Below are 24,124 nucleotides of genomic sequence, written 5' to 3'. Positions count from 1 at the left end.
TGCCGCGGGCTATCCGTCGGAGGGGTAAACGCCTTGCGCCACCGGCCCGCTGGACGGGGGCTACTCGGAATCCGTCGGGACCCACGCGGGGTCGCGGGACGCCGTGTCCGGGCCGAATCCAGCGAGCGGGAGTTCGACGGTGATCGTGGTGCCGTCCGGGCCTGTCTCGGTGAGCGCGACGGTCCCACCGTAGCGTTCGGCCAGGGTGCGGACGATGAAAAGTCCGAGTCCGTGGGTGTCGCTCCTGGTCGTGTCGCGTTCGAAGAGGGTATCGAGTCGCTTCGCCGGGATCCCGGGACCGTCGTCGGCGATGCGGACGACCGCGCGCTCTCCCCGCCGTTCCCCCGTCACGCGGACCGTCGTGGAGTCGCCGTCGTTGTGTTCGACCGCGTTCGAGAGCAGGTTCGAGAACAGGCGGGGCAGGAGGTCGTCGGCCATCACGGTGAGGTCGTCTGCAACCGACAGATCGGTCCGGACGCCCTCGTAGCGGTCGTGGAGGCTCGCTACCTCCGTCTCCAGCGTGCTCGCGAGGTCGGCGGCCTCGTACTGAGGGTGGCGGTCCGTCGCCTCGAGCAGGACGCGCACGTCGCGGATGACCCTCGTCAGGTCCTCGCTCTGGCGGGTGATCGTTTCGAGGTGGGATCGGGCCTCGTCGTCGGGGTCGTACTCCTCCAGCAGGAGGGTGGAGCGCCCGCCGATGACGTTCGACGTGTTGAGCACCTCGTGCCTGAGGAGACTGTTGAGGTAATCGAGCCACTCTTGCTGGGACTCGGCGAAGTCGGCACGGGCGATGGCGCGTTCGGTAGTTCGCTCACGCTCTATCGCTCGCGCCTCGATGACCCCGACGAGCAGTCCGACGCCGCCACCGATCGACACCGCCCACCGCAGCCAGCCCACGAGGTACCACGCGTCCGGCGGCGGCGCGCTACTCATAATCAGGAGATTCATCGCCGAGGAGACGGTGATGCCGGCGACGGTCCACCCGATGACGCGGACGTGCCGGTCGGCGGAGACGTCGCTCTGAGCGAGCCAGTGGCCCCCATAGACGAGCGCTGCCATGAAGGGAACGCTGGTGAGTAAGCCGGTAAGATTCGCAGGATGGAGTATGAGAGCGAGCTGGAGCCGTGCGAAGAGTATCCACTCGAGGACGACGACGACGAGGAGCGCGACGCCGATTGCGGAAATACACAGGGGCGCGGCGTCTTCGGCACGGAGCCGGCGGATTCGTGCGAGCGAACCCGACAGGTCGCGGCCTCTATCGAGCGAATTCACGTTCGACGCCTCGAATTCGACGTCGGTCTGACTGGTTTCTTCGGGGCTTTCATACCCAGTAACGTGCACGTCGTACCACGTGTGGCGTTAAGTAATCGTGGTTGAGAATCAGAGATGATAACCATAATGGGGGAGTGTTCACCTCCAAGAGGGGTTCTCCTATGTCTCTGTACGACATGTATAACTCCAACGTTCAGCGTATTCACTCCCGATAACTCGAATTGTCGGCTAGCTCGAACGACGGAACGCCCTGTCGCACGCTCACCCGATCAAGCCGAACTCGCCAACCAGATCCTGGTAGCACCCTTCGTACTCCGCCCGGACGCTGTCGTGGTCGTAGGGCGCGAGCGTGTCGTCGACGGTGAGGCGCTCGAACTCGCCGGCCTCGACGATGGCCTCGGCCATCTGCTGGGTGCTCGTCACCCGGAAGCTCCGTTCGCGCTGTTCGATGAGTTCGTGGGCGCTGGAACGGGCCTGGTACTCGACGATGCCGACGCAGCCACACGCCAGCGCCCACAGCAGCTCCGAGGCGAAGAACTCCCGGTAGGCCGTCTGGACGAAGACGTGGGCGCCCTTGTATATCTCGACGCGGCGCTCGCGGTCGCAGGCGCCGACGAACTCGACGCGGTCGTCGATGCGCAGGTCCGACGCCTGGCGCTCGTAGTCCGCCCGGTTGGGGCCGTCGCCGATGATCGTCGCCGACCAGTCCTTCTCGCGCAGTTCCGCGAGGCCGAGAAAGAGGCTCTCCAGGTTGGCGCTGTCGTCCAGCGAGTGCGCGAAGGCCACGTCCACCTTCTCCGCCGGGTCGGCCTCGCGGACAAGGTCCATGTCGATGCTCTCGGGGATAACCGTCGTCCCGTTCTCCGTCGCGCCGCGCTCGCGCGCGCTGGTCCGCACCATCTCGGAGGGGGTGACAATCTCTGCCGGCGCGCGCACCGCGAGGTCGCTCGTCCGCGAGTGCAGGGGCTCGTTGTCACCGAACCACTCGACGAGCAGGGGCGCCCGCGCGAGCGTTCCACCGAACCGCGCGAACAGCACGACCGACGAGGGCGCAGACGTGGCGTGGATCACGTCCGGTTTCAGCCGGGCGAGTTCGTAGGGCAGGCGGACGCAGAACGAGGCCGTCGCGGGCTCGTCCGCCAGTGCGTGGTACGTGACGTCCTCGGGTTCGAACACGTCGCCGTCGCTTTCCCACCACCGGGAGCAAAAGACCGTCACGTCGTGGCCCGCTCCCGCGAGCTGGTGTGCGAGCCGGTCCAGCCGTCGATTTCCCTCCGTGTCTCGCAGGTGGACCGTCTCCATCGCGACGAACGCCACGCGCATACTCCCGAGATTGCTATGGGGGATGAAAAATCCCCTCGTTCGAGTGATGGGAGTGCGTCCGGTCGTTCCTCGGCGTCGACAGGACGCCACCCGGAGATTGCGTGAGCGTCCGGTCGGCACCGGCAACACGTCGAGTGAGAAGAGATTTATTCACGGTGTATATCTCGGTAGATATGCGTCCTCGCACGCCCCTCCTCCGCCCCGACAGGTACTTCGCGCAGCGAGTGCCGGACCCCGTTCGAGGCCTGATCCTGGCCGTCGTCGTCACGCTCGGGTTCCTGGTGACCATCTGGCTGCTCGGCGCGGTTTTCATGGACAGAATCGACGGGACCGTCGCAGTCGACAATCCGGACCGACCCCCCGAGGCGTTCTGCGACGACGGAACGGGGAGCACGTTCGAGGAGATGGACGCGTCGGCCTTCGATTGCGACGCGCCGGCACAGGTCGACCGGGACGTCGATACGATACTCAGCGACGCCCTGAGTCAGTTCTATGGCCCGATACTGGTCGGGCTACCGATCGTGTTGTTGCTGGCGGCTGCGATGCTCCACGTCGGCACCGCTCTCTTCGACGCCGACGGCGGGTTCGGGCAGACGCTGACGGTGACGGCGTGGGGGTTCGTCCCGACGCTCGTCGTGATGCCGGTGTCGATACTCGCGCTGTGGGCGATGATGGACCCGGTAACGGTGTCGCCCGGTGGCGACCCCGCCGCCTTCCGGGACCCGGTGATGGCGAGTCTCGAACGGTGGCGGCCCGTCGCATTCGCACTCAACGCCGTCGGGTCGCTCTGGGGCGCCGTCGTCTGGACGTTCGGCCTCGAATCCGCCCGGTCGGTCACCCGCTCACGGGCCGCGATTGTCGCCGGGTCCGTGACGGCGCTGTTCCTTCTCTTCGGCGCGCTCTGAGGGGCGCGCAAAACCGTTATTACTCCCATCGCGCTATAGGTCCCACGCATGGACGACGAGATTGGGGACGTGGTCGTGGTCGGTGGCGGAGACATCGGGTTGCTGACAGCGCTCTCGATCAACAAACTGAACCCCGAGATGGACGTGACCGTCGTCGACGACCTCCAGCGGGACGCGCCGGCGGTCGGCAAGAGCACGTTCAAGAAGATACAGGACATCCTCCACGGGACGCTCGACATCGACGAGCGGCGGTTCATCGGCGAGGTCCGCCCCGTCTGGAAGGGGGCGCTGTACTTCCGGGACTGGTGTGACCGAACGGCGTTCCACTACCCCTTCGATCCGGAGGACAAGTACCCCGACCCGAAGAATCCGAACGCGGTCGAGCACTACTACCACCAGTACGCGGACCTGTACGACAGTCCGGACCACCTGACGAAGGGTGAAGCCATCGTCGAGAAGGGGAAGTCGCCGTGGTTCTTCGGGCCCGACGGCAACCTCGACCGGTACGAGAAGGTGGCCTATCACCTCAACACGAAGCGCTTCGCGTCGTTCCTGCGGACAGTCTGTCGCGAACGGGGGATATCGATCGTCGACGACGCGATCACCGGCGTCGAGACGACCGGCGCACACATCGACGGCGTGCTGAGCGAGGAGGCGCGATACGAGGGGGACCTGTACGTGGACGCGACGGGATTCGGGCGCGTGCTCCGCCGCGAGCAGGACGCCGAGTTCAGGGACTTCGGCTTCCCGCTCGACTCGGCCTACACCGTTCGGATCGACAGGGATCTCTCGGAAGTCCTGCCAGCGACGGCCGTCGACACGGGCGACCACGGCTGGTTCTGGCAGATCGATACCTACGACGAGCGGGACCTGGGCTACGTGTTCAGCTCCGAGCACGTGGACGACGAGACGGCCCTCGAGGAGTTCCTCGGCCACATCCCGGACGTGGCCCCCGACAGCGCCGGCGGCGATCCGGACGTCGACAGGGACGACGTGGCGAAGTACGAGTTCAGTTCCGGCTACTACGACCGCGCCTGGATCGAGAACTGCGTCGCGATCGGCAACTCCCAGGGCTTCGTCGAACCGCTGCAATCGACGGGTCTGACCGGGAACGCCACCGCGGCCGAGAAACTCGCGACCATGCTGTCGATACGCGGCGGGATCGCCGACGACCGGTTCCGGGAGGAGTACAACACGTGGGTGCGCTGGGTCTGGGAGTCCATCTACGACTTCATCGCGATCCACTACCGGTACGCGACCGGGGAGACGGCGTTCTGGCGCGACGTCGCCACCAGGGAGTACAGCCCGCGCGTCGACGCCATCGTCGAGCAGTTCGACCGGAACGGGCTGACCAGGGAGGTCGTCCCGCTCTCCGAGGACGACGACCTGCTGAAACTGTCCATCTTCTCCCTCCCGGATTTCTACACGATGATGCGCAACCTCGGCGCCGAGTCCGTCTTCTACGAGACCAACGACTTCGACGTGAGCGAGGAGGTCGTCCGGAAACACGACGAGTACTACGAGCGGATCGACGCCGAGGTGGAGGAGCACCTCACGACCAGGGAGCTGTACGAGGGCCTCCTCCAGTTCTGAACTCGCGGGCGGTGTGCTCGCGACGCGCCCAACCGTTATACTCGCTGCGGACGTCAGCACCACCGTGTACGACCTCGAACGGTACCTCAACGTCCGGAGCGCCTACGGGGCTACCTTCGGACCCGACGGCGCCCTCTCCTTCCGGATGGACACGACCGGCGTCCCGCAGGTCTGGACGCTCGAATCGCCCGGTGCCTGGCCCGAACAGCGCACCTTCTACGACGAACCGGTCTCCTTCGCTTCCTACTCGCCCGAACGCCCGGAACTGATCTTCGGGATGGACGAGGGCGGCAACGAGCGGTTGCAGTTCTACCGACTCGACGACGACGGGCAGATACACCCGCTCACCGATCGGCCCGACGCCAAACACAGGTGGGGCGGCTGGAGTCACGACGGCGAGCGCTTCGCCTTCGCCGCCAACCGCCGGGACGGGTCGGTGTTCGACGTGTACGTCCAGGACCGGGACGCTGTGGGTGCCGATGCCGAGGTGATCCTGGAGGGCGACGGCTGGCTCTCGGTCGGCGGGTGGTCGCCCGACGACGAGAAACTCCTCGTCACGGAGGCCTACTCGAACTTCGACCAGGACGTCTACGTTCTCGACGTCGAGTCGGGCGACCTCGACCACCTCACGCCCCACGAGGGCGACGTCCGGTACCAGAGCGCCGAGTGGGCGCCCGACGGGGACGGGCTCTACCTCGTCACCGACCGCGACAGCGACACGCTGTATCTCGCCCGTCTGGGACTCGACGGAACGCTGGAGACCGTCGCCGACGGCGAGGGGTGGAACGTCGACGGGGTGTCGGTCGACCAGGAGTCGAATCAGATCGCCTACTCGCGCAACGTCGAGGGGTACAACGAACTCACCGTCGGCGAGATAACGGGCCCGGCGACTGTCGACGAGTTTCCCGAACCAGACCTCCCTGGCGGCATCGCCGGCGGCGTCTCGTGGGGACCCGACGGCGAGCGGTTCGCCGTCACCGTCACCGGCCGCACCGTCAACACGAACGTCTTCGTCGTCGAGACGGCCACGGGTGAAGCCGAGCGCTGGACGTACGCGTCGACCGCCGGTATCCCCGAATCGACTTTCGTCGCGCCCGAGGTGGTCCGGTTCGAGAGCTTCGACGGCCGGGAGATTCCGGCGTTCTTCTCGCTGCCCGACGGCGCCGCGACCGACGGCGACGCAGCCTCCGACGAGACGGGGACCGTCGGAGGGGGAACCGGCGAGACGCCCGTGATCGTCGACATCCACGGCGGACCGGAGAGCCAGCGCCGCCCCTCCTTCTCCGGGCTCACCCAGTACTTCCTCTCGCAGGGGTACGCTGTCTTCGAGCCGAACGTCCGCGGATCGACTGGCTACGGGACCGAGTACACCCGGCTCGACGACGTCGAGAAGCGCATGGATAGCGTAAAGGACCTGAAAGCGGGCGTCGAGTGGCTCCACGACCACCCGGCGGTCGACCCCGACCGGATCGTCGCGATGGGCGGTTCCTACGGCGGATTCATGGTGCTGGCGGCGATGACCGAGTATCCCGACCTCTGGGCGGCGGGCGTCGACGTCGTCGGCATCGCCAACTTCGTCACGTTCCTGGAGAACACGGGCGACTGGCGCCGGTCGCTCCGGGAGGCCGAGTACGGGTCGCTCGAGGACGACCGCGAGTTCCTCGAATCGATCTCGCCGATTCACAGGGCAGACCGCATCGACGCACCGCTGTTCGTCCTCCACGGCGCGAACGACCCGCGCGTCCCCGTGGGCGAGGCCGAACAGATCGTCGAAGAGGTGAGAGACCAGGGCGTCCCCGTCGAGAAACTGATCTTCGACGACGAGGGTCACGGGATCGGCAAGCGGGAGAATCGCGTCGAGGCCTACACCCAGGTCGTCGAATTTCTATCCAGACACGTCTAGCCCGAAACAGGCAGACGGCACAGCTATTTCGCCTGTCGAGACGACGAGATGGATTTATCCATTCTCGGCGGTGAGTATCCCGTATGGGATGTGATGGGACGATGCAGGACCGGGTCGGTGCCGGTATCGAGCGACTGGAGGAACGCTTCGGCTCGTTTCCCGTCAACCAGACGACGCTGACGGTCCCAGAGCCCGACTACGAGACGGCGCGCGAGCGCGCCGACGCGGGCGCCATCGACGTCTACGTGAGAGTGTACGACGACGAGGGCGACGCCCTGCACCTCGGCGACGACCGGGACTGCCCAGTGCCGCGGTGCGTGGCCGGGCCGGACGAACCCCTCGCCATCGCCGTCGCGAGGGCAGTCCGACGGGAATCCGGCGTCGAGGTGAGTCTCGACGAGGTCACGCGAGTGACAATCGCCGGCGTCAACAACGAGGCCGATTCCGACGCGCCGACCGTCTACCGATTGATCGCACTCCTCGACGCGACGTACGTGCGCGGAAGCGTAGAGAACGCGGCGTGGGCCCCCGAGACGCCCGCGGTTCCGGAGTACGTCTAGTTCTTAGTTGACGTCTAGTCCCTAGCTGCTGGCTAGATAACGCCCGTCACCGTCGCCGCCTCGATAGCGGCGGGCTCGTTGACCCCGTCGCCGAGGATGGTGTAGCGGTCGCGGATCTGGTGGGCCGTCGTCAGCGCCTCGATGACGGTGTCCTCGGCGATGCCCAGGTCGTCTGCCGTGGTCGGCGCACCGATCGCTTCGAGCGCGTCGTGGACGTCGTGCCACTGGCCCTTCGCGCCCGTGTGCAGGTACTCCGTCATTATCGCACCGACGCCGACCTGGTGGCCGTGGAGTGCCGGCTCGGGCGCGATGCGGTCGAGCTGGTGGGAGAAGAGGTGTTCCGCACCCGACGCCGGTCGCGAGGAGTCCGCGATGGACATCGCGACGCCCGAGGAGACGAGCGCCTTGACGACGATCCAGGCCGACTCTTCGAGACCCTGCTTGATCGACCCGGCGTTCTCGACGAGCATCTCCGCGGTCATCTGCGAGAGCGTCCCCGCGTACTCGTGGTACTCGACGTTCTTCAACCGGTTGGCGAGCTGCCAGTCACGGACGGCCGTGAAGTTCGAGATGATGTCGGCACAGCCCGCCGTCGTCAGCTCCCAGGGCGCGTCGGCGATGATCTCCGTGTCGGCGACGACGGCCAGCGGCGGCTCGCTCGCCACGCTGTGGCGGGTGTCGCCCTCGGGCACCGACCCGCGACCCGAGACGATGCCGTCGTGGCTCGCCGCCGTCGGCACGGAGACGAACCCCAGGTCCAGGTCTTCGGCGGCCATCTTCGCGATGTCGATGGCTTTGCCACCGCCGACACCCAGCAGGAAGCCGGCGTCGACCTCCTCGGCCGTCTCGATGACGCGCTCGACGGCGCCGAAGCTCGCCGTCTCGACGATGACCTCGGCCGGGTCCTGGCCACGCTCTTCGAACTGCGCGAAGACTCGCTCGCCCGCCACCTCGTGGGGCGTCGGACTGGAGACCACCAGCGGGCGCCCCGATAGGTGGACGTCCTCGACGGCGTCGACCGTCTGCCCGATGACGCCGTGGCCCACCACGACGTTGCGCGGCAGCCGGATCCACGTCGCTTTGTCGAACATACTCCTCTCTTACCGGGGATAGGTGAAAACCTACTGGTGTTCAGGGCCCGGGAGAGCGGAGCTGCCGGACCGCTCCCGCGACCGTCGTCCCTCACGATCGTTCAGGCCGATTCAGCCCGCCAGACGATCGCCCGCGGTCGGTAAAAGCTTCATAACAAACCACGCTCGGTGCGACTAATCGGCCATGGGATGCATCAACTGTGACACCGACGGAACCGCGTACACCCTTCGAGCACACGTCGAGGAGACCGAGTCGAACGTCGACCTGGCCTTCTGCTCGACCGACTGCCTCGAAGAGTGGGTGTAGTCGGCCAGGAGCGATTCTCGGACGCCGTGTTCGGTCACGCGTAGCCTGTGGCCTGCTGTGCAGCCCCTGCTGAGCGAGCGAAGCGTCGAGTGATTCAGACTTTCCGACCCCGTTTTCACTAAACAGTTGCTAACGGTTAGCGACGTATCGGTCAGCGGGTGGCAAAGCCGTCGCTGTGACCACGATCTCGAACACAGCGAACGTCCCCGGGCCGCTCGAACGAGCCACGATCGGGCACGTACAGAAACAGTCGAAAGTGAACGAACGGAGCCGTCCAGCCCCTCATAGTGGTGGTTGTAACTATTTTCAGGAGGCAGACACTACCGGTGGTGAACCGGAGCTGAACCGGAGCTGAACCGGCCGGTTGCGAAGAAACACCGGTAACGAATTACAACCACCACTATCAGTCGTCGCTCTGGGCGGCGAAGTCGGCGTCGACGCCGTCGGCGGTCGGCGTCGCGGCCTCGGGCAGCTCGTTGCGCACGTCGTGACGGTCGCCCTCGGCAATGATCTCCGCGTAGGCGTCGGGGAGGACGCGGACGAAGTCCGAGAGGGACTCGTCCCAGTCGTCGAGGAGTTCCGTCGCGCGGTCCGAGTCGGTGTAGGCCGCGTGGTTCTGTACCAGTCGGGTGATCATCGCCTCGTCCTTCGGTTCGAGCGTCGTCGAGAGCGACGTCATTCCGGTGTTGGCCTTCGCTTCGAGCTCGTCGTCGGGGTCGTAGACGTAGGCGACGCCGCCGGACATGCCGGCCGCGAAGTTCTTCCCCGTGTCGCCGAGGACGGCGACGGCGCCGCCGGTCATGTACTCGCAGCCGTGGTCGCCGACGCCCTCGACGACGCCTTTGACCCCGGAGTTGCGGACGCCGAAGCGCTCGCCGGCCATCCCATTGACGTACAGTTCGCCGTCGGTCGCGCCGTACAGCGCGACGTTGCCGACGAGAATGTTCTCGGCGGCGTCGTAGCCGGCGGCCTCGGGGGTCCTGACGATCAGCTTGCCGCCGGAGAGGCCCTTGCCGACGTAGTCGTTGGCGGTGCCGACGAGGTTCATCGTCACGCCGCTCTGGAGGAACGCGCCGAAGGACTGGCCGGCCGAACCGTCGAAGTCGACCTGGATGGTGTCGTCCGCCAGGCCGCCGACGCCATGAGCGCGGGTGATCCGGTTCGACAGCGTCGCGCCCACCGCGCGGTCGGCGTTGTCCACGTCCGTCGCGATCGTGACCGGCTCGCCGCGTTCGAGCGCGGGTTCGGCCGCGTCGATCAGGTCCCAGTCGAGTTGCTCGTCGACGTCGTGGTTCTGCTCGCGGGTTTTGTACGGGTCGTCGTCGCCCGCGGGCTCGGCCAGCAGGCCCGAGAGGTCGAGCTTCTTCGCCTTGGGGTTCTCGACGTCGTCGCGCTGGCGCAGGACGTCGACCTGGCCGACCATCTCGTCGACCGTGGCGAAGCCGAGTTCGGCCATGATCTCGCGGAGTTCCTCGGCGACGAACGTCATGTAGTTGATGACGTGCTGGGGCTCGCCGGGGAAGCGCTCGCGGAGCGTCTCGTTCTGGGTGGCGATACCGACCGGGCAGGTGTTCTCGTGGCACTGGCGGGCCATCACGCAGCCGGAGGTGACCATCGACGCGGTGCCGAAGGTGTACCCCTCGGCGCCCAACAGCGTGGCGACCGCGACGTCACGGCCGGTCTTCATCCCGCCGTCGGTGGTGACCTTGATGCGCGATCGCAGCCCCGTCGCGCGGAGCATCTGGTTGGCCTCCGACAGTCCGAGCTCCCACGGGAGGCCGACGTTCTTGATGGACGTCTTCGGCGAGGCGCCGGTGCCGCCGGAGTGGCCCGAGATGTGGACCACGTCGGCGTTGGCCTTGGCCACGCCCGCGGCGATGGTACCGATGCCGTCCTCGGCGACCAGCTTGACGTTGATGTCCGCCTCGGGGTTGCCGGCCTTCAGGTCGTGGATCAGCTGCTTGAGGTCCTCGATGGAGTAGATGTCGTGCTGGGGCGGCGGGGAGATGAGGCCGACTCCCGGCGTCGCGTGACGGACGTGGGCGATCATCTCGTTGACCTTCTTGCCCGGCAAGTGGCCGCCCTCGCCGGGCTTGGAGCCCTGCGCCATCTTGATCTGGAGTTCGTCCGCCGAGGTGAGGTAGCCCGAAGTGACGCCGAAGCGCCCGGAGGCGACCTGCTTGGTCGAACACTCCTTCTCGGTGCCGAACCGTTCCGGCGGTTCGCCGCCCTCGCCGGTGTTGGAGGTGGCGTCCAGCCGGTTCATCGCGATGGCGTTGTTCTCGTGCATCTCCGGCGAGAGCGAGCCCAGGGACATCGCGGCCGTCTCGAACCGTTTGACGATATCTTCGACGGGTTCGACCGCCTCGATGGGAATCGAGTTCCGGGACCCGTCGTCGAACTCCAGGAGGCCGCGCAGGGTCTGGAGGTTCTGCTGCTGGTCGTTGATCTGCTCGGCGAACTCCTGGTACTTCTCGTAGTCGCCGGTGCGAACTGCCTGCTGGAGCGCACCGACGGTGCTCGGGTTCCACTGGTGGTGGATGCCGTTCGAGCGGAACTCGTACTCGCCCTGGCGTTCCATCTCCGGTTCGTCCTCGCTCCAGGCGATTTCGTGCCGGCGGAGCAGGTCCTCCTCGACGTCCTCGACGTCGATGCCCTCCGTTCGGCAGGTAGTGCCCTCGAAGTACTCGGCGACGAAGTCGGAGTCGAGCCCGACGGCCTCGAAGATCTGGGCGCCCTGGTAGGACTCGACCGTCGAGATCCCCATCCGGGCCATCGTCTTCAGCAGGCCGTCCTCGACGGCCTTCACGTACGACTGGATCGCTTCGTCCGTGTCGGCGCCGTCCGGGCCGGCGACCAGGTCCTCGATGGTCTGGTAGGCCAGGTAGGGGTTGACCGCGCCGGCGCCGTAGCCGACCAGCGTCGCGACGTGGTGGGACGTCCGCGGGTCGCCCGACTCCACCACGAGGCCGACGTGGTTGCGGAGGCCGTTGCGAACGAGGTGATGGTGGACGCCACCCACGGCGAGCAGGCTCGGGATGGGGGCCCGGTCCGGGCCGGCCGCGCGGTCGGAGAGAACGACGACGTCGTGTTCGGTCGCGGCCTCGGTCGCCTCGTCGCGGACCGTTTCGACGGCGGCTTCCAGGTCCGTCTCGGACTCGTCGTAGGTGATGTCCACGACGGCCGTCGAGAGGCCGTTGGCGTCCAGCTCCTTGATCGCAGTCGTCTCCTCGTCGGTGAGGACCGGCGAGTCGAGCACGAGCTGTCGGGCGTGTTCGGGCGACTCGTCCAGGATGTTGCGCTGGTAGCCGAGTCGCGACTCCAGGGAGGTGACGAGTTCCTCACGGATGTTGTCCAGCGGCGGGTTCGTCACCTGAGCGAAGAGCTGTTTGAAGTAGGTAAACAGCGGGCGGTTGAACTGCGAGAGGACGGACAGCGGCGTGTCGTCGCCCATCGAGCCGACGGGATCCTTGCCCTTGTGGGCCATCGGTTCGATGAGGTGGTCGACCTCGTCGTACGTGTAGCCGTAGACGGCCTGGTGGCTCCGGAGGTCGTCGACTGCTGAGCGTGGGAGCGGGTCAGCCCGGTCGGTGAGGTCGTCGAGGTGAACTTGCTCTTCGGCGACCCACTCGCCGTACTTCTCGTCGGTAATGTCCTCGAACACTTCCTCGTCGGAGATGACACGGCCCTCTGCGGGGTCGGCGAGGAAACACTGGCCTGGCTGGAGTCGCCCGCGTTCGGCGATCTCCTCCGGGCTGTGGTCGAGTGCACCGGCCTCCGAGGCCATCACGAGCGTGTTGTCTTCGAGCACGTCGTACCGGCAGGGGCGCAGGCCGTTCCGGTCGAGGACCGCGCCGATGCGGTCGCCGTCGGTCGCCGCGACGAGCGCGGGGCCGTCCCACGGTTCGACGAGCGAGGCGTGGTAGTCGTAGAAGTCACGGCGGTCGCCCTGCACGTCGTTCAACTCGCCGCGCCAGGCCTCGGGAACGAGCATCCGGAGCGCGTGGGGCAGGTCGCGGCCGCCCTGGAGGAGCAGTTCGAGGGCGTTGTCGACGCTGGCGGTGTCGGACTGCTCGGGGTCGTCGATGATCGGCTTGATCTTCTCTATCTCTGCTCGCGGTTCGTCACCGCTCGCTCGTTCGTCGGCGCTTCGCGCCGACCGGTCCCCGAAGGCCTCGCTCGCGATGTCCGTCTCGCGGGCGCGCATCCAGTTGATGTTGCCCTGGATGGTGTTGAACTCGCCGTTGTGGATAATGTTCCTGTAGGGGTGGGCGAGATGCCAGGCACCGAGGGTGTTGGTCGAGAATCGCGCGTGGACGAGCGCGAACGTCGACTCGATGCGCTCGTCGATCAGGTCGGGGAAGTAGGTCGGTAGCTGCTCGGCAGTGAGGAGGCCCTTGTAGACGATCGTTTCGCGGTCGAGCGAGCAGACGTAGAAGCGCTCGTGACCCGGCGGCTGTTCCGCCTCGACGGTGTTCTCAAGCACGCGCCGGGCGACGTACAGGCGTCGGTCGAACGCCTCGCCGGTTAGCCCGTCAGTCGAGCGGACGAACACCTGCATCACGGACGGTTCGGATTCCAGTGCGGTCGCGCCGAGTTCCTCGTTGTTCGTGGGGACGGACCGCCAGGCGACGACGTCGAGGCCCTCGTCGGCGAACGCGGATTCGACGACGTCGATCAGTTCGGCGGCGGCGTCCTCGTCCTGCGGGAGGAAGAGCGTGCCGACGGCGTACTCGCCGGGCTCGCCCAGGTCCGCGTCCACCTCGTCGGCGAAAAAGTCGTGCGGCATCTGGAGCATGATACCGGCGCCGTCGCCGGTGTTCTCCTCGGCACCGGTGGTGCCGCGGTGCTCCAGGTTCCCGAGCAGTTCGATCCCGTCCTGTACGACCCAGTGTTCGGAGCCGCCGTCGAGGTCCATGACGACCCCGACGCCACAGTTCGACCGTTCGTCGGTGGGGTCCGCGAGCCCTGCGGCGCCCGTGGCCTCACCAGTCGCGTCTTCTCCAGTCATCTACCCGTACGTTGATTCCATCGATTAAGAGCGTACTCCTGAAGGTATTAGGGTTGTACTATCACATTTAAGGCGATATATATCTATCACGGTAAATCACCACGATCGGGCCAGTGATCGCAGTCGACGAGGCGCAGCCAGCCACGAGAAACGAAAGAACGCGTAACAACTTGAATTCGACGCCGACAAATAGTCGTAACTAGGCAAAAGAATTGTTCGAACGTCGAATAGTCTGAGGGTTATCCGGGCGGGCTGGCAGTGAGGCGGTCAGCTAGGGCCAGACGCCGCCTTCCTCGGCCGACTGGACGACGCGCTGGAGGGCCACGACGTACGCCGCGTTGCGAAGCGTCGGCAGGTCGTGGTCCTCGTAGGCGTCCACGAGGTTCCAGAACTGTTCGACGATGATCGATTCGAGTTCGTCGTTGACGCGCTCTTCCTCCCAGTAGAAGCGCTGTCGGTTCTGGACCCACTCGAAGTAGGAGACGGTGACGCCCCCGGCGTTGGCCAGGATGTCGGGCACGACGATGACGTCCTTCTCGGCGAGCACGTCGTCGCCCTTCGGGGTGATCGGGCCGTTGGCGGCCTCTGAGATGACGTCCGCCTGGACGCCCTCGGCGATCTCCTCGGTTATGGCGTTCTCGAGGGCCGCCGGGATCAGCAGGTCGACGTCGAGCTGGAGCAGCTCGTCGTTGGTGACCTCCTCGTCGGCGCCCTCGAAGCCGACGACGCTTCCGGTCTCGCGCTTGTGGTCCTTCGCGGCGACGGCATCGAAGCCGTCCTCGCTGTAGACGCCGCCACTGGAGTCGGAGACGGCGACGACCGTCCCACCCATCTCCTCGATGAGCTTCGCGGAGATCCAGCCGGCGTTCCCGTAGCCCTGGACAGCGACGGTGGCGCCCTCGACGTCCTTGTCGAGGTAGTCGAATGCCTCGCGCGCAGCGATGACGGTCGAGCGACCGGTCGCCTCGACGCGGCCCTCGCTCCCGCCGGAGGCCAGATCCTTGCCCGTGATGACGCCGGGCTCGGTGGTGTTTTCGAGGGTCTCGTAGGTGTCCTTGATCCAGTTCATCTCGCGCTGGCCGGTGTTGACGTCCGGCGCGGGGACGTCCCGGTCCTCGCCGATGAGGGGCGTGAGTTCCTTCGCGAACGACCTGGTGATCCGCTCCAGTTCGGCCTCGGAGTACTCGTCGGGGTCGATGATGATGCCGCCCTTGCCGCCGCCCAGCGGGATGCCGACTGTCGCACACTTGTACACCATCCAGCCCGAGAGGGCCTTGACCTCGTCGCGGGACACCTGCGGGTGATAGCGGATGCCACCCTTGTACGGCCCGCGGTCGCCGTTGAACTGCGAGCGGAACGCGCGGAAGACCTCGATGTCGCCGTCGTCCATCTCGACGGAGAGGTTCGTCTCGAGGATGCGCTCCGGGTTCTTGATGCGAGTGAGCATACCCTCGTCGATGTCGAGGTACGCCGCAGCGTCGTCGACCTGTTCCTGTAAGCTCTCGAACGGATTGACGTCGTCTGCCATAACTGGACGTTTGTATAATGGAGTTAAAAGTGAATCGGAATTCGTTCGCCGAATGGCTGACAAACCATGAGGAACGGGGCAGTTTTGTTTTAGTTCTTAAATCCATTTAGACCAATAAGGTCACCTATTATACGATTAAGGAACAATCTATCGTGATAGATCGGCAGTCTCGTGGTATCGTCGGGGCCAGGGCGGTGAGGAAGGCTCCCACAGTCTGCCGGTCGTCCGACCGAAGTCTGACGGTGATTTATACGGGATGGCGGAACACGATTCCCTGGGGGCGCCGGAAATGTCACACGCTCCCTCCCCAACTCGTTCGACTGACCGGTACAGGCATCGGTTCTCTGCGCGCACCCACACGGTCAGTGACGGCTATCCCGGCGACCAGGTTTCGAACGCTCCCGCTCCCAGAAGAACGAATCGCGACGGAAAACGGGACGCCGCGGTCCGCTAGTAGCTCTTCGCGAAGTACGCCGTCTCTTCGGCCTCTTCACCGCAGATGGCACACTCGTCGTGGATCGGTTCCTCGTCGCGGTCGAGGGGCACCATCACGATCTCGGCGGCGATGGCGTCCTTGATGGGCTCTTCGCAGGCCTCGTCGCCGCACCAGCCGGTCTCGACGTAGCCGCCGTGCTGGCCGAGGGTCCCGAGTATCTCCTCGCGGGATTCGGCCTCGCGTATCTCCCCTTCCAGGGTCTCTTCGGCGCTGGCGTAGAGCTTGGCGAAGACGGCGTCGAGGTGTTCCTCGACAGTCGCGGGCAGGTCCTCGCGGCTCTCGGTGATCGATTCGCCGTCGGGCCGGTGGGAGAAGGTGACCTCGCCGTCTGCCATCTCGTTGGGGCCGACTTCGATACGCAGCGGGACGCCCTTGAGCTCCCAGTCGTTGTACTTGAACCCGGGGTTGCGGTGGTCGCGGTCGTCGAGGTGGACGCGGACGCCCGCCTCGTCGAGTTCCGCGGCGATGTCGGCCGAGTACTCCAGGATCTCCTCCTGGGTGTCCTCGGAGTAGATGGGGACGACGACGACCTGCTCGGGCGCGACGGCCGGCGGGAGGACGAGTCCCTGGTCGTCGGAGTGGGTCATGATGAGCGCGCCCATCGCGCGCCAGGAGAGGCCCCACGAGGTGGTGTGGGCCGTCTGCATCTCCTCGTCCTCGTCGACGAACTCGATGTCGAATGCCTCCGCGAAGGAGGTCCCGAGGTAGTGGGAGGTGCCCCCCTGGACGGACTTCCCGTCGGGCATCAGCGCCTCGACGGTGCTCGTCGTGTGCGCGCCGGGGAACTTGTCGTGTTCGGGCTTGCGACCCTTCATGACGGGCATCGCCATCACCTCCTCGTAGAGGCGCTCGTACTGGTCGAGGCGCGTCATCGTCTCGTCCCAGGCGCTCTCCTCGTCGGCGTGGGCCGTGTGGCCCTCCTGCCAGAGGAACTCCTTCGTCCGGAAGAACGGCTTGGTCTCCGTGGCCTCCCAGCGCACGACCGAACACCACTGGTTCAGCCGGAGGGGCAGGTCACGGTGTGAGCGCGTCCACTGGGCCAGGAACGGCGCGATGATGGACTCGCTCGTCGGCCGGACCGCCAGGCGCTCTTCCAGTTCCTCGTTGCCGCCGTGGGTGACCCAGGCCACCTCGGGGTCGAACCCCTCGACGATGTCCTTCTCCTTCTCCAGGTAGCTCTCGGGGATGAACAGCGGGAAGTAGGCGTTCTGGACGCCCGTCTCCTTGAACCAGCCGTCGAGGTTCTCCTGCAGTCGTTCCCACACCGCGTATCCGCGCGGGCGCGTGACGATGAAGCCGCCCATGGGAGCGTAGTCGGCCATCTCCCCTTTCTGGACGACCTCCGCGTACCAGTCACCCGTCTGGTGGGACTTCGAACTCGTGATTCCCAGGTCCTGCTCGTCGGTCATACCTGGTATTGATTCGTGGGGGGAATAAACGCGCTGTGTTTCGCAGGCCTTGGAGTGGCGATACCGATGGACGATACCAACGTGAAAGCCCCCGGGCGCCCGGCCCCTTTCATTCCCGCCCGTTCGGTTGCTCCACCTCCGAACCCTTAAGGCAGATGACGGGGCCACCGTGTATTGCCCGGGCCGGTGCCCCGCCTATCCATCACCGTCCACCGGGACCGGCCCGGGCGCTGTTTTGGGGGCCTGGGGGGAGCGGAGTTCGCAGACAGGGAGGACCCTACGGGGGTGGGGTCAGGCACCGATAGTCGCCAGCGAAGCGATCGAGTCCGCGATGCGGCGGTCCAGATCCGTCCCGAAGAAGTCCGGGGCCGGGTCGACGTCGACGGCGAAGAACGCCTCCCGCGTCGCGACGAAGTCGACGGCGACGGTCCGGGCCCCGAACCGGTCGAGTAACTCGCGAACGCGGGTGGCCAGTTCGACGTCGACGTCGGCCTCCTCCGCGGCGGGCCGATAACCGTCCAGTTCCGACCGCAGGACCATCGCGTGGACGTGGGTCTCCACGCCGTCGTCGACCGCGTAGTACCGGTAGGTCACCGGCTCGGTCCGGACGCGCTCGACGGGGACGTCCGCCCGCGCAGCCGTGGGCTGGTCCCAGCGAAACCGGGCCCGTTCGACGGCGTCGCCGTCAGTTTCGGACGGTCCAGTCGACGGTACCTGACAGCCCAGCCGGTCGAGTGCGTGCAGGGAGAGGAGCCGGCAGGAGAGCATCGTCGTCGGTGCGTACCCGTTCCAGGTCTCCAGGCCGGCCCGGTCGGCTTCGCGGAGCACGGCGAACGACCGGGGGCTGAGCACGGTGTTAGCGAGCGCGTCGAGTCCGTCGAGCGCGTCCGGACCGAGCGGCTCGCCCGGTGAGAAGAACTCGACGCCGAACCCGCGTGCTGCGAGACGTTCGGCCGCCCGCCCGAACACGGGATGGTCGGCCTCGCAGACGATCCCGATGGTGTCCATATCCGCCCCACGAAGGGGGGAAGGAAAAGCGTGGGGACGGCGGCGTCATTCGGTTCCGGTCCTGAAGGGGCTGGGACGCTCGCGCCAGGGCCACCCGGGCAAGCGCGTCTGGAAACCGGCGGCAAGCGCGGCGTCCAGGTCGTCGAGGCCCGCCCCGTCTGCGGGGTCGTCCGGGTCGCCGTGGGTTCGGACGTCGGCGTAGTGGAATGTCGCCTCGGCCAGCAATCGCAGGGGCTGGTCGCCGGCTATCGTCGCGGCGAGTTCCCGACCGATCAGTTCGTCGACGACGAACCCGGGATAATCGCCCTCGACGTCGAGATCGCGGAGGATACCGATCATGGCGGCGACGTTGACCGCGCGGTCGCCGTCGGTGAAGACGGCGTCGACCGCGTCGTCGACCTGGTCCACGGTGACGGTATCGACGTCGACGTCGAAGTGGTCCCCCAGGCCCGCGCGCGTCTCGTTTATCAGGTCGGTGACGACGGGTGTCCGCTCCGCGACCCAGTTCCGCTGGTCGCGGACTGTCTCTCGCGTCACGTGCATAGCGGCGAGTTCGTCTCCACTGGGCAACTGTCTACCGACTGCCAGCCGGTCGGCCACCGGAAACTCCGTATTGCGAAGGCTTTTATATTGGCAGGAGATACGCTGAACCATAGGCCGGTTTTCCGGACGTTCGACGGTCCGGAGACGTTACCGAGAGCCGATTACAGAGTTTCAATGATGTTCCTAGACCGTGTCGAACCCGGGTCACGCTGGTCGTCGGGTCCAGCCGCCCCGGGAACCGCCACAATCGCGTCTGAGTTATGAGTACGGTAGACAAGCAGCTAGAGACGGTCCGCGCAACGATCGCCGACGAGGTTCCGAACCGAATCTCCATCTCCGACGTGAAATACGAGGGGCCCGAACTCGTCATCTACACCCGGGATCCCAGGGAGTTCGCCAGCGACGGGGACCTGATCCGGCGGCTCGCGAGCAAACTCCGCAAGCGGATCACCGTCCGTCCCGACCCCGAGGTGCTCTCCCCGGCCGACCAGGCCCGCGAAGAGATTTCGGACGTCATCCCCGAGGAGGCGGGCGTCACGGATCTGGACTTCCACGCCGACACCGGTGAGGTCGTCATCGAGGCCCAGAAGCCCGGGATAGTCATCGGTCGCCACGGCGCGACCCTCCGGGAGATAACACAGAAAGTCGGCTGGACGCCGGAAGTCGTCCGGACGCCGCCCATCGAGTCCTCGACGGTCCAGAACGTCCGCAACTTCCTCAAGCAGGAACGGGAGGACCGCCGTGACATCCTCGAACGCGTCGGCCGCCAGATCCACCGCGAACCCATGTCCGACGACGAGTGGGTCCGGATCACGACGCTGGGGTGTTGTCGCGAGGTCGGCCGCGCCGCGTTCATCCTCTCGACGCCGGACACCCGGATCCTCGTCGACTGCGGCGACAAGCCCGGAGCCGAGGACGAGATGCCGTACCTCCACATCCCCGAAGGGCTCGGGTCGGGCGCGACGTCTATCGACGCGGTCGTGCTCACCCACGCCCACCTCGACCACTCCGCGTTCGTCCCGCTACTGTTCGAGCACGGCTACGATGGTCCCATCTACTGCACCGAACCCACCCGGGACCTGATGGGACTGCTCACGCTGGATTACATCGACGCCGCCTCGAAGGAGGGTCGCACCCAGCCCTACGACTCCGAGATGGTCCGCGAGGCGATCAAGCACACCGTCCCCATCGAGTACGGCGACGTCACCGACATCGCACCGGACGTCAAGCTGACGCTGCACAACGCCGGGCACATCCTCGGCTCCGCCGTGTCACACTTCCACATCGGCGACGGCCTCTACAACGTCGCCTTCTCCGGCGACATCCACTACGACGACACCCGGCTGTTCGACGGCGCCGTCAACGACTTCCCGCGCGTCGAGACGCTCGTCCTCGAATCGACCTACGGCGGGCGCAACGACTACCAGACCGACCAGGGCGACTCCGAACGCGACCTGAAGCGCGTCATCAACGAGACCTACGAGCGGGACGGCACGGTGCTCGTCCCCGCCTTCGCCGTCGGTCGGTCCCAGGAGATAATGCTCGTCCTCGAAGAGGCGATGCGCAACGGCGACATCCCGGAGATGCCCGTCTACCTCGACGGAATGATCTGGGAGGCCACTGCCATCCACACGACCTACCCGGAGTACCTCCGCGACGACCTCCGGGACCGCATCTTCGACGAGGACGAGAACCCGTTCCTCGCCGACCAGTTCGAACACGTCGACGGCGGCGACGACGAACGCGAGGCCGTCGCCGACGGCGAGCCCTGTATCGTCCTCTCGACGTCGGGGATGGTCACCGGCGGGCCGATCACGTCCTGGCTCGAACACCTCGGCCCCGACCCGGACTCATCGCTGGTGTTCGTCGACTACCAGGCCCAGGGCACGCTCGGCCGCCGGATCCAGAACGGCCAGAACGAGATCCCCGTCGGCGGCGGCTCCGGTCGTTCGAACACCGTCTCGATGGAGATGAACGTCGAGACCGTCGACGGCTTCTCCGGCCACGCCGACCGCCAGGGCCTGGAGAACTTCGTCCGGACGATGAACCCCCGCCCCGAGAAAGTGCTCTGCGTCCACGGCGACGAGTCCGCGACGCAGGATCTCTCCTCCGGGCTCTACCACGAGTTCAACATGCGCACCTTCGCCCCGCAGAACCTCGAGACGTTCCGGTTCCTGTAGCGACCTGTCCATCTCACCGGCGTCTCAGTTCTCTGGCCGCGTTTCTATCCCCGAGAGGAACTCCCGTAGTGCGCCCGTGAAGAACTCGGGTTCGTCGAGGTTCGACGCGTGTCCGGCCCCGGGAACGGCCCTGACGGTCGCATTCCGTATCTCAGCGCTCAGTTTCGACGCGTGCCGGCGGACGAACAGCGGTTCGCGTTCCCCGTAGAGGACCAGCGTCGGCACAGGTATCGAGCCGAAGTCGATAGTCGTCCGGTGGAAGTTCGCGACGGCGCGGATCACCTTGACGAACTCGTCTGTCTCCATCTTCGGGCCCGCCGTCCGAAGTCGCTCGATCTGCTCGTAGTCACCGCTGACGCCCTCGCCCGCGAACCGTTCCTGAAGCCACACCATGACCCGTTCCACCCGTTGGTACCCGACGAGGCGGACCGGCGGCACAGTCGCTTTCAGCAGGGCGACTCGCTGGAGCCACTCGCGCCAGTCGTCGATGGCGGGCGTGAACGTGTCCGCGAGGACGAGTCCTGCCAGCCGCTCGGGGTGGCGGGCCGCGTACACCTGCGCGATACACCCGCCCGTCGAGAGCCCGCAGAGCACCGGATTTTCCAGGTCGAGCGCCGCGAGCAGCGCGTCGAGGTCGTCGGCGAAGAGGTCGATCGAGTAGGTTCCTCTGTCAGAACCGCCGGTCCGACCGTGGCCGCGGACGTCGTAGGCGATGGTCTCGTAGTCCTCGCCGAGTTCGTCCACCTGGGGGTCCCACTGGGAGTGGTCCAGGATGGCACCGTGAACGAACACGATGGGTGGGCCGCTTCCGCGCCGTTCGTAGTAGGTATCGACGTCGTTCGTTCGGACGGTGGGCATGGCCTATCGAGGGGTTCCGCAGGGGAGAGGTTTTCTCCCGGACACCTTTGGTCGGCGAAACCGTCCTGCAACGTATGCCCGGGAAGTACTACGAAGGGTTCGAGGTCGGGGAGACCATCGAACACCCGCGTTCGCGAACCATCTCCGAGAGCGACAACCAGCGCTTTTGCGACCTGACGATGAACCAGCAGCCCATCCACCTCGACGCCGAGTTCGCCGCGGACACCGAGTTCGGCGAGCGCCTCGTCAACGGCCTGTACACCATGTCCCTCGCCGTGGGGATGACCATCCCGGAGACGACGGACGGGACCATCGTCGCCAACCTGGGCTACGACGATGTCGAACACCCCGCGCCCGTCTTCCACGGCGACACGATCCGGGCAGAGACGACGGTGCTCGACAAACGGGAGACCTCAGACGGGGAACGGGGCGTCGTCACGATGGCCGTCGAGGCCCGCAACCAGGACGACGAGGTGGTCTGTGCCTTCGAGCGAACGGTGCTGTCCGAACGGGCGGACTGACCTGACGAGCGCGTGTGGCCCGGCCGACAGAGTTTTTGCGCCGATCACCCGACTCCGGAGTAGATGGACCGCGGAGACGGGACCGAACACGGAGACGCCGTGGCTCCCAGTTCCTACGCGCTGGTCGTGCTGGGCGGCGTCAGCTACCTGCTCCTGATGGCAAACTGGTTCGCGCTCGCGGCGTTTCTCGACCCGATCAGCGACCAGCTCGGGTTCACCGGCGCCCAGGCCGGCGCGCTCGTCGGGGCGATACCGCTGACGTACGTCCCCCTCTCCTTGCTCACCGGGCTCGTCCTCGACCGGGTCGGCGCGCGAACCGGCATCGCGGCCGCCCTCGCGGTCTTCGGCGTCGCGCAGTTCCTCCGCTCGTTCACCGTCGGCTTCCCGGACATGCTGGCGACGACGGTGCTGCTGGCCGTCGGCGCCACGGCGATCACCTTCGGGCTGCCGAAGCTCGTCGCCGGCGTCTTTCCCCCGCGGTTGCTCGGGACGATGTCGACGGTGTACCTGCTTGGCTCCTACGCGGGCATCGCCGCCGCCTACAGCGTCGGTCGCGGGATTCTCGGACCGCTGCTGGGCGGCTGGCGGCCGACGTTTCGCGTCCTGGCGGTCGTCTCGCTCGCGTTCCTGGCAGTCTGGGTCCCCGTCGCCTTGTGGCACGCGCGCGAGCACGGGACGCCCTACGACGAGGGGAGCGAGTCGGCGTTTTCGCTCACCTCTGTCCGGGAAGACGTGGCCCAGGTGTTCGCCCACCGCGCGATGCGACTGCTCGTCGTCGTCGGGACGGCCTACCTGCTACTCGCACACGGCCTCCAGGGATGGCTCCCGACCATCCTCGAGTCACGCGGCCTCGACCCGGGCCTCGCGGCCACCGTCGCCACGCTGTTCGTCGTCGGCCAGGCCGCCGGGACGCTGGTGATCCCGCCCGCGTCTGACCGGCTCGGCCGACGACGCCCCGCTGTCGTGGGCTGTGGCGTCGCCGCCGCCGGTGGCGTCGGCTGGCTCGTCGTCGCCGAGAGCGTCGTCGGCGCGGGCGCGGCCGTGCTCGTCGCCGGCGCGGCCGTCGGCGGCGTCTCGCCGCTGATCCGGGCCATCCCCACCGAGATCGAGGACGTCGGTCCGGCGCTGACCGCCACCGCCGTCAGCCTGATCTTCGCCGTCGGCGAGCTCGGTGGATTCGCCGGGCCGTTCCTCGTCGGCACGCTCCGCGACGTCACGGGGTCGTTCGTCCCCGGCCTCGTCGCGCTCGCGGTCGGCGCGACGGCGATCGTACTGGCGGGAATGGGCCTCCCCGAACGCACGGAGTGACCGGAACAGGGCCAGATATTCGCCCGATTCTCACCGGCCAAGAATCGGCGGTCAGCTATAACCCCGCGCACGTCCCAGCACCAGATAGAGGGGCCAGACTATGTCGATACGCCACCGGGAACTGGACGGAAAAGCGCCGCAACTGATCGGGTACGTCGAGGAAGAGTCCGCCGGATCGGCGACGTACACCATCGCTCCCGACGACGTGACAGGATACGACCAGCTGAGTCAGTGGATAACTGCACCGGCGTCGGTCGTCCAGAGCCTCGAAGCGATGCGGTAACGGCCAGGGAGACCGGCAGGCGAGT

Annotated in this window: 19 protein-coding genes; 10 read left to right on the top strand and 9 right to left on the bottom strand. The window is 66.6% G+C overall.

The features are described from left to right. Positions 1-60: 60 nt before the first annotated feature. Complete coding sequence (locus tag BM337_RS12065) at positions 61-1,059, bottom strand: sensor histidine kinase (RefSeq protein ID WP_143117717.1); 999 nt, start codon at positions 1,057-1,059, stop codon at positions 61-63. 39 nt (positions 1,060-1,098) lie between these two features. Here BM337_RS12065 and BM337_RS20680 point away from each other — a divergent pair, with 39 nt between their 5' ends. Beyond that, positions 1,099-1,377, top strand: a complete 279-nt coding sequence (locus BM337_RS20680) for a hypothetical protein (protein WP_143117716.1) — start codon at positions 1,099-1,101, stop codon at positions 1,375-1,377. A gap of 156 nt (positions 1,378-1,533) precedes the next feature. Here the strand turns inward: BM337_RS20680 and BM337_RS12060 are convergent, their stop codons facing one another. Then, positions 1,534-2,595 (bottom strand): glycosyltransferase family 4 protein, encoded by a 1,062-nt coding sequence (locus BM337_RS12060; protein WP_089816841.1) that lies wholly within the window; start codon positions 2,593-2,595, stop codon positions 1,534-1,536. A gap of 173 nt (positions 2,596-2,768) precedes the next feature. On the opposite strand from BM337_RS12060, the gene BM337_RS12055 reads away from it, so the two are divergent. The 4 genes from BM337_RS12055 to BM337_RS12040 all read left to right on the top strand — a co-directional run bounded on the left by BM337_RS12055 (position 2,769) and on the right by BM337_RS12040 (position 7,556). Continuing rightward, positions 2,769-3,500, top strand: a complete 732-nt coding sequence (locus tag BM337_RS12055; protein WP_089816840.1) for a Yip1 family protein — start codon at positions 2,769-2,771, stop codon at positions 3,498-3,500. Positions 3,501-3,548: 48 nt separating this feature from the next. Next, positions 3,549-5,093, top strand: coding sequence for an FAD-dependent oxidoreductase (locus tag BM337_RS12050; protein ID WP_089816839.1), 1,545 nt, complete (start codon positions 3,549-3,551; stop codon positions 5,091-5,093). 64 nt (positions 5,094-5,157) lie between these two features. Continuing rightward, positions 5,158-6,996, top strand: a complete 1,839-nt coding sequence (locus BM337_RS12045) for a S9 family peptidase (RefSeq protein ID WP_245778657.1) — start codon at positions 5,158-5,160, stop codon at positions 6,994-6,996. Positions 6,997-7,079: 83 nt separating this feature from the next. Continuing rightward, positions 7,080-7,556: a hypothetical protein gene (locus BM337_RS12040; RefSeq protein WP_089816838.1), complete on the top strand. Its 477-nt coding sequence runs from the start codon at positions 7,080-7,082 to the stop codon at positions 7,554-7,556. Between the two features lie 32 nt (positions 7,557-7,588). Here BM337_RS12040 and BM337_RS12035 read toward each other — a convergent pair whose 3' ends face one another. Next, positions 7,589-8,647 (bottom strand): NAD(P)-dependent glycerol-1-phosphate dehydrogenase, encoded by a 1,059-nt coding sequence (locus tag BM337_RS12035; RefSeq protein WP_089816837.1) that lies wholly within the window; start codon positions 8,645-8,647, stop codon positions 7,589-7,591. 184 nt (positions 8,648-8,831) lie between these two features. Between BM337_RS12035 and BM337_RS21755 the strand changes: the two genes are divergently transcribed. Further along, the gene (locus BM337_RS21755; RefSeq protein ID WP_281244900.1) at positions 8,832-8,954 is read left to right on the top strand and encodes a hypothetical protein; all 123 of its coding nucleotides are present in this window, start codon (positions 8,832-8,834) and stop codon (positions 8,952-8,954) included. 403 nt (positions 8,955-9,357) lie between these two features. Here the strand turns inward: BM337_RS21755 and gltB are convergent, their stop codons facing one another. The 5 genes from gltB to BM337_RS12010 form a co-directional block, all read right to left on the bottom strand. Beyond that, positions 9,358-13,965 carry a glutamate synthase large subunit gene (gene gltB, locus BM337_RS12030; protein ID WP_089816836.1) on the bottom strand — a complete coding sequence of 1,536 codons (4,608 nt, stop codon included), beginning with the start codon at positions 13,963-13,965 and terminating at the stop codon, positions 9,358-9,360. A 271-nt stretch (positions 13,966-14,236) separates the two neighbouring features. Next, positions 14,237-15,493 (bottom strand): Glu/Leu/Phe/Val family dehydrogenase, encoded by a 1,257-nt coding sequence (locus tag BM337_RS12025; protein ID WP_089816835.1) that lies wholly within the window; start codon positions 15,491-15,493, stop codon positions 14,237-14,239. 450 nt (positions 15,494-15,943) lie between these two features. Beyond that, complete coding sequence (proS, locus tag BM337_RS12020; protein WP_089816834.1) at positions 15,944-17,398, bottom strand: proline--tRNA ligase; 1,455 nt, start codon at positions 17,396-17,398, stop codon at positions 15,944-15,946. A gap of 291 nt (positions 17,399-17,689) precedes the next feature. After that, on the bottom strand, positions 17,690-18,406 hold the full coding sequence (locus tag BM337_RS12015; protein ID WP_089816833.1) for a hypothetical protein: 717 nt from the start codon (positions 18,404-18,406) through the stop codon (positions 17,690-17,692). Between the two features lie 45 nt (positions 18,407-18,451). Further along, positions 18,452-18,949: a DUF7984 family protein gene (locus BM337_RS12010; protein WP_089816832.1), complete on the bottom strand. Its 498-nt coding sequence runs from the start codon at positions 18,947-18,949 to the stop codon at positions 18,452-18,454. Between the two features lie 260 nt (positions 18,950-19,209). On the opposite strand from BM337_RS12010, the gene BM337_RS12005 reads away from it, so the two are divergent. Further along, the gene (locus tag BM337_RS12005; RefSeq protein ID WP_089816831.1) at positions 19,210-21,129 is read left to right on the top strand and encodes a beta-CASP ribonuclease aCPSF1; all 1,920 of its coding nucleotides are present in this window, start codon (positions 19,210-19,212) and stop codon (positions 21,127-21,129) included. A 24-nt stretch (positions 21,130-21,153) separates the two neighbouring features. Here the strand turns inward: BM337_RS12005 and BM337_RS12000 are convergent, their stop codons facing one another. Further along, complete coding sequence (locus BM337_RS12000; protein ID WP_089816830.1) at positions 21,154-21,987, bottom strand: alpha/beta fold hydrolase; 834 nt, start codon at positions 21,985-21,987, stop codon at positions 21,154-21,156. 74 nt (positions 21,988-22,061) lie between these two features. On the opposite strand from BM337_RS12000, the gene BM337_RS11995 reads away from it, so the two are divergent. From BM337_RS11995 to BM337_RS11985, 3 genes are all read left to right on the top strand, one after another. Further along, entirely contained in the window at positions 22,062-22,508 is a 447-nt protein-coding gene (locus BM337_RS11995; RefSeq protein WP_089816829.1) for a MaoC family dehydratase, read from the top strand. Between the two features lie 63 nt (positions 22,509-22,571). After that, positions 22,572-23,816: an MFS transporter gene (locus tag BM337_RS11990; RefSeq protein WP_089816828.1), complete on the top strand. Its 1,245-nt coding sequence runs from the start codon at positions 22,572-22,574 to the stop codon at positions 23,814-23,816. 100 nt (positions 23,817-23,916) lie between these two features. Then, positions 23,917-24,099: a DUF7511 domain-containing protein gene (locus BM337_RS11985; protein WP_089816827.1), complete on the top strand. Its 183-nt coding sequence runs from the start codon at positions 23,917-23,919 to the stop codon at positions 24,097-24,099. The last annotated feature ends 25 nt before the right edge of the window (positions 24,100-24,124 follow it).

Source organism: Halomicrobium zhouii (assembly GCF_900114435.1).
In the GTDB taxonomy this organism is placed as follows: domain Archaea; phylum Halobacteriota; class Halobacteria; order Halobacteriales; family Haloarculaceae; genus Halomicrobium; species Halomicrobium zhouii.
This window is presented reverse-complemented; position numbering and strand designations above follow the sequence as displayed.